Here is a 17,221-nt window from a genome sequence, read left to right as displayed (position 1 = left end):
TTTTCAGTCTTTGTCACGTTAAATTGTGTAAAAGACCTAGATATGACAAACAAACTAAAACGAATCTTTGCTATAATGAGGTAGATTATTGTAGTATCACTTCAGGAGATGACGAAGAGATGGGAAGTGTACGCAGATATCTACAATTTATTAAACCTTATTGGAAAAAGATTTTACTCACTTTCGGAGTCGGTGTTATTAAGTTTGCGATTCCTCTTCTTCTTCCACTCCTGTTAAAATACGTAGTTGATGATTTGCTATTAGCTTCGTTACCGAGTGAAGAGAAATTGCAAAAACTAGCCTGGGTCATTGCCGGGGCTTTCTTTATATTTACAGTGGTTCGTATTCCTGTAGAATATTTTAGACAGTATTTCGCACAACGGGTTGCCAGTAATGTTTTATTTGATCTCCGTAATCATTTATTTGATCACTTACAAAAACTATCCTTACGTTTTTATCACAATCAAAAAGTTGGACAAATTATTTCTCGTGTAATTAACGATGTGGAACAAACCAAAGAATTCGTAGTTACCGGGATGATGAATATATGGCTTGATTCTGTGACTTTAGTTATTGCAATTGTGATGATGCTTTGGTTAGATCCATGGATGACACTGATTTCCATAGCTGTATTTCCATTGTACGGAGTATCTGTCAAGTATTTTTTTAAGAATTTGCGAAAATTGACCAAAGATAGATCTCAGGCTTTAGCTGAGCTACAAGGACATTTACATGAGCGGGTACAAGGTATTTCAGTTATTCGTGCATTTCATTTAGAGGAAGTTGAAAAAAAGAATTTTGTCAATAAAAATGAACAATTTTTAGAGAGAGCAGTTAGCCACTCGAAATGGTTAGGGAAAACTTTTGCAGCGATTAATACAATAACTGATTTGGCACCTATATTGGTCATTGGTGTTTCAGCATTTGAGGTGATTCAAGGAAGATTAACGATTGGTGAAATGACTGCTTTCTACGGATATTTAGCACAAATTTATGCACCGGTTCGACGTTTAGTGAACTCATCAACCACTTTAACCCAAGCTCATGCTTCGATGGATCGTGTCTTCGAATTTATAGATGAACCTTATGAAATCAATGATCAAGCAGATGCGATCCATGTTGAGCAAGTACAAGGGCAAATTGAATTTAGGCATGTTTATTTTCGTTATAATGAAAAACAGGATTGGGTTTTAAAAGGAGTTCATTTACAGATACAGTCTGGGCAAACTGTTGCGTTGGTGGGACCGAGTGGAGGGGGCAAATCTTCACTAATCTCACTGATTCCTCGTTTTTATGACGTATCAGATGGTAAGGTACTTATAGATGGCAGAGACATCCGTGATTTTACAATTCGTAGCTTACGTAAGCAGATTGGACTTGTTTTACAAGAAAACATTTTATTTAGTGGATCTGTAGAAGAAAATATACGGATGGGGAAAATCGATGCTTCCATGGATGAAGTGGTTGAAGCAGCCAAAGCCGCGAATGCTCATGATTTTATTATGGAGTTGCCAGAAGGCTATCAGACAGAAATTGGTGAACGGGGAGTGAAACTGTCAGGTGGTCAAAAGCAGCGAGTGGCCTTAGCTAGGTTGTTCTTAAAAAATCCTGCGATTTTGATTCTGGATGAGGCAACTTCCGCTTTGGATCTTCAATCAGAGCATTTGGTTCAAGAGTCTCTGGAAAGATTGGCAAAGCACCGAACGACGTTGATCGTTGCGCATCGTTTATCTACGATTACACATGCAGATCAAATTTTTTTCATTGAGCAAGGAGAAGTGAAAGAAATTGGAACGCATGATCAGCTCATGAGTCAAGACGGGAAATATGCTCAGTTGTTTAAGGTGCAACACCTTCATTTACCATCTACTTAAGACGAAAGAGACAAAAGAAATGCTCGCAAGATGATGGAGGCGAAAATAAGTGGATAAAACAACTTTTCAGATAAAAGAGGAAGAGAATATTGTCCATGCTAGAAGCGAAGTGCGAGAGATTTCAAGAAGTCTAGGCTTCGATGAATTAGATCAAGCGAGAATTGTACAGTCTGTGTCAGAACTCGCCAGAAATGTAATTCAATATGCGAGTGAAGGAACAATTACTGTAGAAGTAGTGGTTGTAGCAGATCGAAAAGGGCTTCGAATCAAGGTTGAGGATTTTGGACCTGGTATTCCTAATGTACAAGAGCTATTGATGGAACCGAAAAGAAAGCATAATGGAGAAACATCTGGAATTCAGCAAGTTCGGATGTTGATGGATGATATAAACATTAAGACCTTAGAAGAAGGTACTTGTGTTGAAGTCATAAAGTGGTTAAAAACCAGTACAATGTTAAATGGAAAAAGCTAAAAAGTATATCTCTATTCCGATACCGTCTTTTATTAAAAAGACGGTATTATATTTTGAGATAAGTAGATATTATTGTTAAAGGGAGGATTTTCATTTATCGACACAAAAAGTTCACATAAATGTCACTTAAATGTCAAGTTGATGGATGATTAAAATTAGATGGAGATTTCGTTAATTAGTTTCCTTTTCTCGTGATATTTCCATATTATGAATCTTTTTCGTTCACTCTTGCACTAACTTTTTATATCATCTACAATGATGATGATATTAAAGGCCCATAATGGTTTATTTTTAATATTTTTAAGGGAAATTGTTTTTTTCCCTGCAAAAGCCCCTATAAAATTTTATATTTTTTCAGTGTGATTACCAATTTTTCTCACCTCCTTAGATTTGTTAACTGTATATGACATTCAAGAAGGTGCTGTATCATTTTAAGCTGGAAAGGAGGTCATAGTGTGGAACGATCCATACCTCAACAATCAACCACAAACCAGCTTATACCTTCAGAGTCTTATTTGGAAGCGGGTAAGACAGGTTGGCGTGATTATATTGAGATTACCAAGCCAGGTATAAATAAATCGAACCTTTTAGCTACATTTGCTGGATATTGGATCGCAGCAGGCTTCACTTCTTTTAATGTCTGGACTTTTTTATTAACGATGTTAGGAACTGCTTTGGTTATTGCAGGTGGCGGAACAGTCAACAACTATTATGATCGTGATATCGATCCAAGAATGGAGCGAACGCGTCAAAGAGCGATACCTGAAGGCAAGATTAGACCAACAATTGCTTTATGGTATGGGATCATTTTAACCATTCTTGGTATTATAGTTCTAGCGGTTGGAGTGAATGCACTTGCTGCTTTTTTAGGACTCATGGGCTTTTATGTATATGTCATTATTTATACCATGTGGTTAAAAAGAACCAGTACACTAAATACAGTTATTGGTGGGATTTGTGGTGCAATTCCTCCGTTAATCGGTTGGGTTGCTGTAAAAAATTCGCTGGATCTATCTGCATGGGCCCTTTTCCTAGTCCTATTTATGTGGCAGCCACCTCATTTCTTCGCACTAGCCATGCGGAAAGTGGAAGACTACCGTGCTGCGGGAATTCCCATGCTACCTGTGGTAAAAGGTTTTAAGGAGACGAAAAAACAAACTTTTATTTTTACCTTACTACTATGTTTGTCATCACTGATTTTATTTTTCACAGGGGTTTTAAGTTGGTTTTACCTTATTGTTGCGCTAGTTTTAGGTGTTGTGTATATTGCCTTGGCTTTAAAAGGTTTTTATACGAAGGACGATGATCAATGGGCGAAGCAAATGTTTCTATTCTCATTGATCTACCTAACTGTCATATTATCAGTGATGATTATTGATGTGGGAATTACTGAAATCATTAAGATGTATTAAATATGCTAACAGCGCATCAAGCTGAAAATAAATAAAATGCTGTTGAGCTGTTAAACATCACAAGGAGATCTGTTCTAGGGTGCTTGGCTTTCACTGAAAAACATAGTATGGTGTTAAAAGAAGTTGTCTTCGAGAGACGAAGCGCGGGCAATGAAACTGTAAACGGTTTTTGCCCGCGCCCTCTGAGTCTTTATACCGAATAGAAGACAACTCCCTAGGAACACGACTCCACTATTTTTGTGCTGAATTTAGTGAGTCAGCTCAGCCAATGTAACAGAAAGCGAGGTTTGATTGTGGTGAGTCGACAACGTTTGTGGCGAGTGCTTTCCGTATTCGCACTGATGGCTCTCCTTTTGGCTGGTTGTGGCGATCCTAGACTTAACGCTTTAACACCAAAAGGAACCGCGGGGGATATGCAGTTAGACTTAATTACCCTCAGTATTTTAATTATGCTTGGTGTATTTGCAGTTGTTATTACGATTTTTGTTTATGTACTTATTCGTTATCGGAAGAAAAAAGGTGTAACTCGTGAAGTGAAACAAGTTCATGGAAGTACACTGTTGGAAATTGTTTGGACGGTCATTCCAATTATTTTGTTAGCTATATTGGCTGTTCCTACTGTACAAACCACCTTTAAATTGGCTGCTGCTCAGCCGAAAACAGAAGATGCTCTAAAAATTAAAGTGACAGGGTATCAATATTGGTGGGAATTTGAATACTTAAATGCAAATGGGAAACGTTTTAAAACGGCACAGGAACTTCATATTCCTGCAGGGGAAAAGGTATACTTAGAAATTCATGGTAAAGATGTATTGCACTCTTTCTGGGTTCCTGCATTAGCGGGGAAAATTGACGTAGTACCTGGGCGTGTCAATACGATGTGGATTGACGCGAAACAGCCAGGTAAATACCAAGGGAAATGTGCTGAACTTTGTGGTGCAGGTCATGCACTCATGGATTTCAAAGTCTATGCCCATAGCAAAGGGGACTTTGATAATTGGGTAGCGCAGCAGACTACTCCGTATAAACCGCAAACTGTAGCGGAAAAAGAAGGAGAAAAAATCTTTAAACAAAACTGTATTAGCTGCCATGCAAATCCAAATCCAAAAATTAAAGGACCTGACTTAAGTAAATTTGGTACACGAGAAACAATTGCAGGGATCTTATCACATAATGAAACAAACCTTAAAAAATGGTTAGAAGATCCTGAGTCAGTAAAACCAGGTGCTCGTATGCCTAAGATTAACTACTTAAACGATCAAGAAATGAAAAATCTGATGGAATACTTAATGAAAAGCAAATAAGGATTTTGAGAATTGAGGGAGGGACGACTGTGGGCACACTTCTCATCCTTCTTGTCCTTACCTTATTTTTAGCCGCGATTTTGACAGGAGGATATAATAAAGAATTCCTACTACGTGCGCGGCAAACTAAGGTGTGGGATTGGCTCACAACAGTGGATCATAAAAAAATCGGTATCATGTACTTCCTGTCTGGCTTTTTCTTTTTATTGATAGGTGGACTTGAAGCGATTTTTATGCGTTTGCAGTTAGCAGTACCTAATAACGATCTCTTTACTGGAGATATTTTTAACCAATTACTTACTATGCACGGAACGACCATGATTTTCTTGGCTGCTATGCCAATGATCTTTGGTTTGATTAACGTAATTATGCCTCTGCAAATCGGGGCACGTGATGTTGCATTCCCATTTTTAAACTCACTTGGTTTCTGGCTATTCTTTTGGGGTGGTATACTTCTTAACTTGAGTTGGTTCTTTGGTGGCGCACCAAATGCAGGTTGGACTTCTTATACGTCCTTAGCCTTGAATAGCTATAGCCCAGGTTTAGGTGTCGACTATTATGTACTTGGTTTACAGATTACAGGTATTGGCTCTTTAATGAGCGGAATTAACTTTATTGCAACGATTATCAATATGCGTACTCCAGGAATGACCTTCCTGCGTATGCCGATGTTTACTTGGACTTCATTCGTTACATCAGCTTTGTTGGTATTCGCAATGCCACCACTCACTGTGGCACTTTTACTTCTGATGTTTGATCGTGTATTTGGTGCCGCCATTTTCGATCATGCGATGGGTGGAAGTTCGGTCATTTGGCAACATTTGTTCTGGATTTTTGGTCACCCAGAAGTATATATCGTTATCTTACCAGCGTTTGGTATTATGTCTGAGATTATCAGTACCTTCTCGAAAAAGCGTCTATTCGGTTATACCTCAATGGTATTTGCGACTGTATTAATTGGTTTCCTAGGCTTCATGGTTTGGGTACACCATATGTTTACTGTTGGACTTGGACCGATGTCTAACTCAATTTTTGCGGTAGCTACGATGGCGATCGCGGTCCCGACTGGGATTAAAGTCTTTAACTGGCTCTTTACAATGTGGGGTGGAGAAATTCACTTTAAAACCCCAATGCTATGGGCAGTTGGATTTGTTCCTACTTTCGTTATCGGTGGTATGACAGGGGTCATGTTATCTGTTCCTCCTGCTGACTACCAATATCAAGATAGTTATTTCGTTGTAGCTCACTTCCACTATGTACTTGTAGGTGGTACTGCATTCGCTTTATTTGCCGGTGCATATTACTGGTGGCCAAAAATGTTTGGCAAAATGCTCAGTGAGAAGCTAGGTAAATGGCATTTCTGGTTATTCTTTATCGGCTTCCATATGACCTTCTTCCCACAACACTTCTTAGGTCTATTTGGAATGCCACGTCGGGTCTTTACCTATCAAGCAAATCATGGCCTTGAATTGTTAAACTTGATTAGTTCAATTGGGGTCATAGGAATGACGTTAGGTACTATCTTCTTTATGGTTGCTGTTGTCCAAGCGGCTAGAAGTAAAGAGTTGGCTCCTGCAGATCCGTGGGATGGTCGTACGCTTGAATGGTCAATTCCTTCTCCAGTACCAGAATACAATTTTGCTCAATTACCACTGGTGCGTGGTGCGGATGCATTCTGGTTAGAAAAACAAGCTGGTAACAAAGAAATGACTCCTGCAGAACCATTAGGCTCGATTCATATGCCATCTGGATCATATATTCCTATGTTAATGTCTCTTGGATTGTTCGTTGCTGGGTACGGATTTGTCGTAAAATCTTGGATAATCGGTGCAATTGGTATCGCCTTTACCTTTATCATGATGTATATTCGATCTTTTGAACAAGATTTCGGTTATCATATCGAACCTGAGGAGATTAACGGTTCGGCTAAGGCTAAGGAGGTTAAAGCGTAATGGCTTCGCATATTCATCCTACTGATCGTCCGACTAAGCCTGGCCACCTAGAAAAAGCTACCTTAGAAGGTAAAAATAAAGTAATGGGTTTCTGGCTTTTTCTTGGAGCTGAAACAGTCCTCTTTGCATGTTTATTTGGTACTTACTTAGCATTGCGTAATTCAACAATGGGCGGTCCAACTACACAAGAGTTGTATGACTTAAAATTGGTTGGTTTAGCTACATTTTTCCTTTTGACTAGTAGTTTAACGAGCGTTTTGGCAATGAACGCAATGAATCGTCTTAATGTACGTGCAATGCAGTTTTGGCTGGGTGTGACTGTTTTATTAGGACTTGCATTCTTGATTTTGGAGATTTATGAGTTTGTTCATTATGTTCATGAGGGACATACGTTTACTAGCAGTGCATTTGGCTCTTCGTTCTATGCGTTAGTTGGAACGCATGGAGCCCACGTAACATTTGGGATTTGTTGGATTATAGGCTTGATGATCCAAACAGCCAGACGCGGACTTACTTATGAGATGGCACCTAAACTGTTTCTGAGTAGTCTATATTGGCACTTTATCGATGTTGTGTGGGTATTTATTTTCACACTTGTGTACTTGCTCGGAAAGGTGGGGTAATCGGTGTCGCAAAATACTAACCAAAATACCACCAATACAACTTCTCATAAACAGGAAGGTGCAGGTAAGCACATCTTAGCATTTATTGTGATGATTGCACTCACCGCAGTATCCTTTTACTTGGTAATGAATAATGTGGTTCCTAAAAATATGATTCTTCCATTTCTCTTGATCCTAGCTGCAGTGCAGGTGTTTTTACAACTATTTATCTTTATGCATTTAAATCAAAAAGGCTCTTCCTACTATACGGTTTTTATGATTGCAGGCATTCTCATTGCAGTCATTTCTGGTGCAGGGATTATGTTAATGTAGCATAGAGATCAGCAGAAAAAAGAAAGGGTTGACTCTTTATAATAAGGGAGTCAACCCTTTTATAGTGTTAATCCAAGTGAAGGAAATACCGAACACTTGTGGTAAAATTTTATGTAGAGGTTGCCCTCTTAATCAGCCACGTATTGCTTCCCTATTCCCTCCCGCTCAACATGCTCTATGTAACTACTTCTCTTTCTAGTAGTGTGATACTTTCAATATGAGCTGTTTGAGGAAACATATCCAGTGGAATCACTTTCTTGACTTGATATCCTCCACGAATTAATTGTTGACAATCCTTCGCAAGTGTTGCAGGATTGCAGGAAACATATATCATACGGGGAACCTTCACTTCTAATAAGGTATCAATAAGTGCCTGACCTAAACCAACTCGAGGAGGATCTACTACCACTAAATCAGGTTTTAACCCTTTCTTCACCCACTTTGGAATAAGAATTTCGGCTTCACCAACAACATATTCAGCATGGTCAATCTGATTAACTACTGCATTTTCTTTGGCATTTTCGATTGCTTCTGGAATAGTATCCATGCCTAAAACCCGTTTTGCTTTTCGAGCTAACCATATTCCAATCGTTCCGACCCCACAATATGCATCGATTACTGTTTCGTTTCCTGTTAGTTGGGCTAGTTTTTCGACTTCTTCGTATAACTTCCTCGTTTGTACAGGATTTAGCTGAAAGAAAGCCCGGGCAGATAAAAGATAGGTAATTTCCCCCAACTGTTCACTGATTTTCTCTGTTCCCCATAATAAACGACTCTCGTTACCGAAAATAAGTGAGGTTTTATGTGGATTATGATTTAGAACAATGCTTTTTACTTGAGGTAAACGCTTGATAACCTCCGAAATGAGTGCTTTTTCTTCAGGGAATGATTTGGTCCGACTGATAAAGACCAGCTGTATCTCTTTTGTAGCAAAAGAAATCCGTACAACGATATGTCGAATAACTCCTTGGTGCTTACGTTCATCATAGATCGAAATTTTTAATTGCTCGATAATATCTCGTACTATTTCCAATGCTTGATTTACTAATGGATGTTGAACTGGACATTCTTTAATCTCTACTAAGCGATGTGATTTTGCAGAAAACATCCCCATTACTACACGTTGTTCAATGCTCTGAAGAGGAAATTGGGCTTTGTTGCGATAGGTCCACGGTTCGGACATCGATATTGTTTTCTCGATGGGAATATCAGCTAGATTTGTATATTTTCGAAAGGCTTCTTGTACAAGTTCTCGTTTCAACCGACGTTGAAATCGATAGTCAATATGTTGTAACTGGCAGCCCCCACAAGTTTCATAGATGGGACACTTTGGTTGAATCCGATATGCTGATTTCTTCTTCAAACGGACTAGTTTAGCTTTAGCAAAATTTTTTTCGACTTCATCGATTCGCGCTACCACAAATTCCCCTGGAATCGCTCCTTCAACAAAAATAACTTGTTTTTGATAATATCCTACACCTTCTCCATTAATCCCTAATCGTCGAATAGGAAGCTCGACAATCTGTCCTTTATGTAAGTGAATTTTTTTCTTTGTACGCATTGTTTCATATAACCACCTTTGTCCACCAGTTCATACTTAATTCAAACTCTATTGTAACGAAGTCCGATGTAGATGCCAAAAAACTAAAGAATATGGATGAATGAAATAGGTATGCCCAATAATTAATTCATGTAAAACCAAACCAGAGAGCCATTTTCTTGTCCTTCAATACGAGATAAGAAATTCTAAGGGATAAAGTTGGCTTAGGACATAGGTGAAAATGTGACTATTCACGTATTATATTTGCTAACTCAACACTGCTTTGTTTGAAATAAAGAATATGTATGGAAGTTTATTTTCTATTGATCTTGACAACATCTTGATATTATCCTGATAGGATTCCGATAAAATCCATGTAAGATATGAAGAGCAGCAAACGAAAGGAAGAGAGAAAATGAATACCAATGCCTTAATTACAGCAATAGATATTTGGAAGACATTTGGACAAGGTGAAAATAGAGTGGAAGCATTACGCGGATTATCTCTAGAGATTATCAGAGGTGAAATGGTGGCGGTCATGGGTCCTTCTGGTTGTGGAAAAACCAGTTTACTCAATTGTTTATCCGGTATTGATACCATTACACAAGGAAAAGTTTTCATTGAAGGTGAGAGCCTATATGAAATGAAAGAGAAAAAGCGGGATAATTATCGCTTAAGACGGATGGGATTTGTCTTTCAGAGTTATAATTTAATACCTGTCTTAACAGCGATAGAAAATGTAGAATTACCACTTTTATCCCAAGGAATGGGACCCAAGGTGGCTCGTGTGCGGGCGGAAGAAGCACTTATTCGTGTAGGTTTAAAGGATCGATTTCAACATTTTCCGTTCGAGTTATCAGGCGGACAAGCTCAACGGGTTGCTTTGGCACGTGCGATTGTTAATCATCCACGAGTGATTTGGGCTGATGAGCCTACAGGAGCATTGGATCGGGAGACAAGTAATAGGGTACTCGATTTATTTGATCATTTTCATCGCGTAGATGGAACAACGATTGTTATAGTTACACATGATCCAGAAATTGCTGAGCGGGCTGATCGAATCATCTATATGGATAGTGGTAGAATCATCCAAGAGCGAGATCCTAGGCAAAGACGGAACTATCATATGAGTTGGAAAGGAAAAAGAGGAGAATGAACTGGATTGGAATCGGGATTATCGTATTTTTTCTAGGAATGATTGGCTATTATTTATGGCGATCACCTCATTTATTTCGGATGGCTTGGCGTAATGCATGGGTACATAAGCGAACCACTATATTTACCTTAATAGGCTCCTTGGAAGGAACAGCTTTAATCACAACAGCGTTTATGTTATATGCATCAATTCAAGTGAGTTTACAAGAATATGAGATGACTCATATTGGGAAGATTGAAAGTGATATAATGGCTCAATCAGGTCTAATTACTGAACAAGATGTTCAATCACTTAAAGAGAATCTAGAGAAGTATACGGCTTTACCAATAGTAAGCTTTTATGGAAACTTAATAAAAGGTAAAGAAAATCACATTCCACATATTGCTATTCATGCTTTTTCATATCCAGAAGCAAAAAAGTGGGATGCTGAGGCGATTCAGTCTTTCCCTACAAAAGTGGGAGCAAATGAGATTGTTCTATCACAGCGTGCAGCAGCTCAACTCGATGTAGACGAAGGGGATCAAATCCAACTGATGATTCCTACAAAGCAAAGGGCGCTATTTTTAATAGTTAAAAAAGTCGTGTCTGAACATGGTCTAACTGGTTATCGTGGAGTAAAACAAGGGAAAGCAACGGCTTTTCTCTCTTTAGAAACAGCTCGCGGTGCGTTAGGAATCAAAGAAGGGTATACGAATATTCTTGTTACGAACTTTATTGACCCCAAATCACTAGATCAAAGCAAATGGGATTATTTTCCAGTTAAAGAGTATGTACTTAGGACTGTAAATAATGTCCAAAAGTTCGTCGATTTGTTCTTCGTTACGAGTTTAGTTGCCATCATCATTGGGATTGTTTTGGTATTAAATATCTTTAAACTGATTGGTGAAGAAAGGCGAAGAGAATTAGGAATTATTCGAGCAATGGGGATGAATGGAGGCGATTTAGCTCGGGTACTTCGTATTGAAGGGCTTGTCTATGCAGGGATATCTAGTTTTTTTGGTATGATACTTGGTATAGGACTGTCGGTACTCGTACTTCAACAAATACAAGATCTGATCCATCTGATGTCGCAATATAGTCATGATATTGAGTTGTCCTATCGATTTGTGATCGAACCCAATTTCTTATTCACTGCGGGTGGAATTGGATTTTGTCTCGTTTATTTCTGTATGATGTGGATCGCTTGGCGAGCTTCCAAGCAAAATATTGTCCATATGCTACAGGAGGCTAAGATTCAAGAGAATTACTCCTCACTTTCAAGTGGGCGTAGGAAATGGAAAACATCTTTATATCTGATGTGGGTGCTGTCCATCTTTATTTTGATCGGGTTAACCTTAACCCCTGCATATCAAGATTGGCTAACCAAAGAGTTACCTAATCAAGAGAATTATATCTATTCTGGTGTGGTTGTCTATACTTTTATTAGTACAATCCTACTCCTTCCGTTTATCATCCCGAAGCTACTGGCTGGAATTTTAAAAGGATTACACACTCGTTCCAAGTGGATCGCTACTTTACAAATCGCTTTTCGTTATCCAGTTGCTTATAAAAAACGTACTTCACTGATTCTGTTTATGTTTATGATTGTCCTTTTCTTAACCACTTTTTCCAGTATGATTGGAGCTACATTTGCAAGCTGGGGAGATCAGAAGGTACCACGCCGAGCGTTAGCAGGGTATGACCTAGCTGCAAAGAGCGAGCGCCATGTGTCTACGAAAGAACTACAAACTATGTTGAATCAGTCGAAATATGTGGAACAGGATCAGATTAGCACTGCTGTATCTGTTCTGCAAGCGAATACTTCCCCCAAAAGCCCTGATATTAAAGTGAACGGAATCGATGATCAGTTTGCAAGGCATAATCAGATCAAATTGGAACAAAAAGCAGGAAAAACAGATCAAGAGATTTGGCAAGAAGTAGCGCAAAATCCAGATGTGACAATCATTTCAAGACGGGACTTGGATTTATTTGAACAAAATCAGCCATACCAATTTAAAATTGGCGATCAAGTACCGATTCAAGTGGAAGGAAAAGTAATCTCCAAGAAACTGATTGGGATTGCTAAGACTTATCCAGAGAGCTATGGCTATTTCGTCTCGTCTGGGATTTGGATGAAGCAAAGTGAAGTTGAACGACTTGCACAAAAACCTGAAAGTACATGGTTGATTCAGGCAAAGCATCTAGAGAAGTTAGCACATTTGGCTAAACAGATACAAAAGGAAATAACAACACAAGGGGCTTATCAACTTGTTAACCCTCAACAACAATTGGTAATATCAAGTTCTTTTGTACAAGTGATTTTCTCCCTGCTTGAATCCTTTAGTTTCTTGGCAGTAGTCATTGGTTTAGCCGGTTTAATGGTTATTATGTTTCGGCAAGTACAGGAGCGCAAGCAACAGTTAGGCATGATGAGAGCTATGGGGATCGACAAGAAGCTGGTTTATTGGAGTATATTTAGTGAAGGGTTTATTATTGCTATTCTTGGTATTTTACTCGGTACAGGAATCGGTGTTTATGCAGGTTCGCTTACTATAAAACCGTTTGGCGATGCTAAGAAATTAGCCAAATATCAAGAACTATTTCCAACATTTAAGATTTTATTGTACTTTGTTTTAGCTTTATTGATCTCTATCTTTGGTTCGTTCTTACCAGCTAGAAAAGCGCTGACAGTTTCTCCAGTCGAAGCGACACGATATATCAGTTAAAATCATATGGGAGAGGGAAATTCGTTTCCCCCTTCTGTTTGTGTGTTTAGAAAGTGGGAGGATCATGGCATGGGGAAAAATATTTTAATTGTGGATGATGAGCAAAAAATCTTAGATGCTGTAAGTAATTACTTAATAAAAGAAGGTTTTTATACACAAACTATGACTTCTGGAGAAAAAGCGATCGATTACGTTTCTAAAGGAAATATTGTTGATCTAATTTTACTCGATTGGATGATGCCAGGGAAAAATAGACTTGAAACGTGTCGGGAGATTAGACAGATTTCCGATGTCCCCATTATTTTTCTAACCGCAAAAACCGAAGAGTTTGATAAACTCTTTGGACTGGAGCTCGGAGCTGATGATTATATCACTAAGCCCTTTTCTATGCGTGAATTAGTTGCACGAATTCGGGTGATTTTACGAAGAGTGGAACGTATGAGTACAAAGGTTGAAGAAGAACTTATTCGTTTTCAAGGACTGGTTCTATCTCCACAGCAACATAAAGCTTGGTTGGAAGAAAAGGAACTAGTCCTTACCCAAACTGAATTTAAAGTTTTATTAATTTTAGCTACTCATCCGGGGCGGGTTTATAGTCGCTCTCAATTGGTAGAAATGGCTTTAGGTGCTGAATATTTGGGATATGAGCGCTCCATTGATACACATATTTATAATTTACGTAAAAAAATGAAGGAGATTTCACCTTACTTTATAGGAATTCGAACGGTTTTTGGGATTGGTTATACACTGGGTGAAGATCAATGAAAAGGTTAAGTATTTTCTTTCCTTTATTTGCAGTGCTATTTACTTTAGCCATTTTAGGAGCATTTTGGATACCAACGCACGATAGTGGTTGGAAGATCATTCTATTATTGTTATTATGGCTAAGCGGTATTAGTTTGATTGGACTTATCTGGTATCATTATGAACATAAAAAAGCGTGGTTAGCTCGGATCATTAACGAAACAGCTAATCACCCCCATATTCATCAGCAGAGTTTTGAGTCAGATGATTTCACTGAAGTAGTACAAGCAGTTAATCAATTAGGTAAGCGAATTCTTAAAGAGGAAGAACGAAGAGGGCAATTGATTGCTGATGTTGCCCATGAGTTACGTACACCTCTTACCATCCTACGAAGCCAACTAGAAACTTTGGTATTAGAAGGAAAAGAAGTATCCATTCATCAACTTATACCGTTAGTCGATGAAATCATTCATATGCAACAACTGATTCATAATTTACAACAGTTGAGTCTCGCGAAAGCAAACCAAATTACGATAAAAAGAAGTTGGTTTGTATTTCAGGAATGGCTCGAAGAAATTATTGAAACTTTAAATATCAAAGCCATAGAAAAAGAAATCGAAGTGAAAGTAGAGGGGAAAGTGTCTAAAGAAGTATACTGGGATTCCTCTAGAATGAAACAAGTAGTGATTAATCTACTCGGCAATGCGATTAAATATACAGAGCAGGGTGGAAAAGTAAATATTGTGTTGAAGCAAAGTCAAGGAATAGTCAAAATCCAAATTATCGATAATGGCCCTGGGATTCCTCCTGAAAAGTTACCCTATGTTTTTAAGCGCTTTTATCGTGTTGATGCCTCACGTAGCCGAGTATCGGGAGGATCCGGCTTAGGACTTGCTATTGCTAAAGAGTTTGTTGAGTTACATGGCGGTTCGATTTATGTGGAAAGTGAGAGTGGAGAAGGAACCACTTTTACCGCTATTTTACCTATTTTCCCTGTCGATTGAGGGAAAAGGATTTGTGTTATAATAGAAAAGTAGGTTACTTACTATTATAAATAAAATAGGTAGTGTAAAAACACGAATCGGTTGGTAGTCCGATTGCATGAAATCGACTTTTCATGTCAGTAACCTTCCCTTACTCCCCTAGGGATGTCCATCACTACTTATTCAACAGGGGGGGCTGTTCATGAAGCTAACGGTTTATTTTGATGACCAATGTCAATTTTGGGTTGGAGTAGTCGAAGAACAGAGTGAATCTAAGTTAAAAGCAGCAAAAAAGATTTTTGGGTCTGAGCCGAAAGATCAGGAAATCTTGGACTTTATCCAATACCAAATGTTGGAGCTGATTGAACAAACGGACGCGATGGTTTATGTCACAACGAAAAGAAGTAAAAAGCAAAATCCAAAACGTCTAGCTCGGCAAGCAGCTAAAGAAATGAAACAGCGTGGGGTTACTACTTTTGCTCAAGAAGCAATTAAACTTACGATGAAAGAACGTAAGAAAGAACGAATTCAAAGTAGAAAACAACAAAAACAGGAGTTAGCTGAGCGAAAAAGGCAATTAAAAATCGAAAAAAGAAAAGCCAAACATCGCGGTCGCTAATGAGATACCTCCTAGTCTGATCAGATTAGGAGGTATCTTAATTGGTAAGATATCCAGTTAGAAGAACGACGTTTTTGATGCGCGCGATTAAGGAAGAGATAGAAGAAAAATTGTTAGCTAATGGAATCATAGCCTTATTTGATGGATATGAAAATTAGTATTATATGAATCAAAACCTTAAACCACAAGAGCAGAAAAAACTACTTAAACATTGGATGTCAGATCAGCTTTTTTAGAAATCTTTAACTTACTGATTAGCTGGCTCTCTATTTAGCTAACTATTATAAGTTGTTTTTGAATACTATTATCATTTTACATAAATACAATGATTGTATATCATTGGAATTCACTGTATAATAAAAATGACTAATCGGTTAGTTTTTAGTATTATTCAACTTTATATTTTTCTAAATTTTAGGATTTTTCATTTTTGTCTTATGAACAGTATTAAGAGGGTATGTATTGAAAAAGTTTTCATCTTTATTATTTATCGTTTTCTTTATTGTTTCGATTTCAGGTTGCTCGAATTTGAGTGATCCACAACAGGTAACAGTTGAATATGTGAATGCTATAGTTAAAGAAGATTTACAGATTGCTGAAAGAGAAGAAACTGTGGTTTCTTTAAGTGCCACGAATGCTACTCCTGAGGTTAAAGATATAATAGAAGAAGTAAAAAAGGTGAAACAAAATTCACAGGATTATACAGGGAAAAACTGGTTAATTGGCTCTTATTTTATTGCCCAAAACCCCTTCGAGCCAGAGACGGAATCATATAGCTCACAAATTGTCCATATCCCAGCTAGCAGTTACAAAAAAGCAAAAAGAAGGGACTTATACTTATTTTTTAGGCTTATTAAGGGTAATGGGGAGTGGAAAATTTTCGATTTTCAAGATGAGCCCAAGAATTATACAGAGGGAAAAGCTATCCTTGATTATCGCATGAATCAGCAGGAGGCTTGGCAGCAAATCGACTAGAGTAAAAACATATATCACTTTTAGATGAGTGACTGAGGAAGCTCTCAAATCCAGTTATTATTTATAGCATTCGTAGCATTCATTTAAAATGAAGTGAAATATAGGAAGCCCATACCACTTTTAATGTGATATGGGCATTTTTTATCTATTAGACTTAGGATCGGTTTTTTCAGGCTGATTGACCATATGATGAGCAGACATGACCAGACGAGACCATATTTGTTCACGTGGCTCACCAACAATCTCTACTTCATCCAAAGCTTGATGCATACACTCTAACCAAGCTTGGGCTCGTGATGGGGTGATCGGAAAAGGTAAATGGCGTGCTCTTAACATCGGATGCCCGTATTTTTCAGTGTAAAGAGGGGGGCCACCAAAAAACTGTGTAAGAAATAAGTATTGCTTTTCCATGACAGGCTGTATATCATCGGGAAAAATCGGCTTTAGTAAAGGATGGGCTTGGACACGGGGATAAAAAGCTTCGACTAATTGCCGAACTTTGGTAGCGCCACCTATACTTTCGTAAATACTCGTGAAGGAATTCAATTTG

15 protein-coding genes are annotated in these 17,221 nt (G+C 38.2%); 13 read left to right on the top strand and 2 right to left on the bottom strand.

Features of this window, described 5'->3' with window-relative positions; genetic code table 11:
• Positions 1-119: 119 nt before the first annotated feature.
• From DL897_RS08375 to DL897_RS08345, 7 genes are all read left to right on the top strand, one after another.
• Entirely contained in the window at positions 120-1,874 is a 1,755-nt protein-coding gene (locus DL897_RS08375) for an ABC transporter ATP-binding protein (protein WP_113658703.1), read from the top strand.
• A gap of 49 nt (positions 1,875-1,923) precedes the next feature.
• On the top strand, positions 1,924-2,346 hold the full coding sequence (locus DL897_RS08370) for an ATP-binding protein (RefSeq protein ID WP_113658702.1): 423 nt from the start codon (positions 1,924-1,926) through the stop codon (positions 2,344-2,346).
• Positions 2,347-2,801: 455 nt separating this feature from the next.
• Complete coding sequence (gene cyoE, locus DL897_RS08365) at positions 2,802-3,758, top strand: heme o synthase (RefSeq protein ID WP_240627319.1); 957 nt, start codon at positions 2,802-2,804, stop codon at positions 3,756-3,758.
• 296 nt (positions 3,759-4,054) lie between these two features.
• Positions 4,055-5,062 (top strand): cytochrome c oxidase subunit II, encoded by a 1,008-nt coding sequence (gene coxB, locus DL897_RS08360; protein ID WP_338067081.1) that lies wholly within the window; start codon positions 4,055-4,057, stop codon positions 5,060-5,062.
• Between the two features lie 131 nt (positions 5,063-5,193).
• On the top strand, positions 5,194-7,014 hold the full coding sequence (ctaD, locus tag DL897_RS08355) for a cytochrome c oxidase subunit I (RefSeq protein WP_420824131.1): 1,821 nt from the start codon (positions 5,194-5,196) through the stop codon (positions 7,012-7,014).
• Entirely contained in the window at positions 7,014-7,637 is a 624-nt protein-coding gene (locus DL897_RS08350; RefSeq protein ID WP_113658701.1) for a cytochrome (ubi)quinol oxidase subunit III, read from the top strand. The genes ctaD and DL897_RS08350 overlap by 1 nt, the downstream gene beginning before the upstream one ends.
• Before the next feature lie 3 nt (positions 7,638-7,640).
• Positions 7,641-7,949, top strand: a complete 309-nt coding sequence (locus DL897_RS08345) for a cytochrome C oxidase subunit IV family protein (RefSeq protein ID WP_113658700.1) — start codon at positions 7,641-7,643, stop codon at positions 7,947-7,949.
• 175 nt (positions 7,950-8,124) lie between these two features.
• On the opposite strand, the gene rlmD is transcribed toward DL897_RS08345, so the two are convergent.
• Complete coding sequence (gene rlmD / locus DL897_RS08340) at positions 8,125-9,510, bottom strand: 23S rRNA (uracil(1939)-C(5))-methyltransferase RlmD (protein WP_113658699.1); 1,386 nt, start codon at positions 9,508-9,510, stop codon at positions 8,125-8,127.
• A gap of 394 nt (positions 9,511-9,904) precedes the next feature.
• Here rlmD and DL897_RS08335 point away from each other — a divergent pair, with 394 nt between their 5' ends.
• The 6 genes from DL897_RS08335 to DL897_RS08310 all read left to right on the top strand — a co-directional run bounded on the left by DL897_RS08335 (position 9,905) and on the right by DL897_RS08310 (position 16,671).
• Positions 9,905-10,645, top strand: a complete 741-nt coding sequence (locus tag DL897_RS08335) for an ABC transporter ATP-binding protein (RefSeq protein ID WP_113658698.1) — start codon at positions 9,905-9,907, stop codon at positions 10,643-10,645.
• Positions 10,642-13,350, top strand: coding sequence for an ABC transporter permease (locus DL897_RS08330; RefSeq protein WP_113658697.1), 2,709 nt, complete (start codon positions 10,642-10,644; stop codon positions 13,348-13,350). The genes DL897_RS08335 and DL897_RS08330 overlap by 4 nt, the downstream gene beginning before the upstream one ends.
• Positions 13,351-13,419: 69 nt before the next feature.
• Complete coding sequence (locus tag DL897_RS08325) at positions 13,420-14,115, top strand: response regulator transcription factor (protein ID WP_113658696.1); 696 nt, start codon at positions 13,420-13,422, stop codon at positions 14,113-14,115.
• On the top strand, positions 14,112-15,098 hold the full coding sequence (locus DL897_RS08320) for a sensor histidine kinase (RefSeq protein ID WP_113658695.1): 987 nt from the start codon (positions 14,112-14,114) through the stop codon (positions 15,096-15,098). The genes DL897_RS08325 and DL897_RS08320 overlap by 4 nt, the downstream gene beginning before the upstream one ends.
• A gap of 181 nt (positions 15,099-15,279) precedes the next feature.
• Complete coding sequence (locus DL897_RS08315) at positions 15,280-15,696, top strand: YjdF family protein (protein WP_113658694.1); 417 nt, start codon at positions 15,280-15,282, stop codon at positions 15,694-15,696.
• A gap of 462 nt (positions 15,697-16,158) precedes the next feature.
• Positions 16,159-16,671: a hypothetical protein gene (locus tag DL897_RS08310; RefSeq protein WP_113658693.1), complete on the top strand. Its 513-nt coding sequence runs from the start codon at positions 16,159-16,161 to the stop codon at positions 16,669-16,671.
• Positions 16,672-16,812: 141 nt separating this feature from the next.
• On the opposite strand, the gene DL897_RS08305 is transcribed toward DL897_RS08310, so the two are convergent.
• Positions 16,813-17,217, bottom strand: a complete 405-nt coding sequence (locus DL897_RS08305) for a globin domain-containing protein (protein ID WP_113658692.1) — start codon at positions 17,215-17,217, stop codon at positions 16,813-16,815.
• Positions 17,218-17,221: the final 4 nt, after the last annotated feature.

Source organism: Thermoflavimicrobium daqui, assembly GCF_003313465.1.
Lineage (GTDB): Bacteria > Bacillota > Bacilli > Thermoactinomycetales > Thermoactinomycetaceae > Thermoflavimicrobium > Thermoflavimicrobium daqui.
The sequence above is the reverse complement of the archived record's forward strand: the minus strand, read 5'-3'. Positions and strand labels throughout refer to the sequence as shown.

Coding starts and splice junctions, on each gene's coding strand:
- DL897_RS08375 (WP_113658703.1), top strand. CDS start 120: ATGGGAAGTGTACGCAGATATCTACAATTTATTAAACCTTATTGGAAA.
- DL897_RS08350 (WP_113658701.1), top strand. CDS start 7,014: ATGGCTTCGCATATTCATCCTACTGATCGTCCGACTAAGCCTGGCCAC.
- rlmD (WP_113658699.1), bottom strand. CDS start 9,510: ATGCGTACAAAGAAAAAAATTCACTTACATAAAGGACAGATTGTCGAG.
- DL897_RS08335 (WP_113658698.1), top strand. CDS start 9,905: ATGAATACCAATGCCTTAATTACAGCAATAGATATTTGGAAGACATTT.
- DL897_RS08330 (WP_113658697.1), top strand. CDS start 10,642: ATGAACTGGATTGGAATCGGGATTATCGTATTTTTTCTAGGAATGATT.
- DL897_RS08325 (WP_113658696.1), top strand. CDS start 13,420: ATGGGGAAAAATATTTTAATTGTGGATGATGAGCAAAAAATCTTAGAT.
- DL897_RS08320 (WP_113658695.1), top strand. CDS start 14,112: ATGAAAAGGTTAAGTATTTTCTTTCCTTTATTTGCAGTGCTATTTACT.
- DL897_RS08315 (WP_113658694.1), top strand. CDS start 15,280: ATGAAGCTAACGGTTTATTTTGATGACCAATGTCAATTTTGGGTTGGA.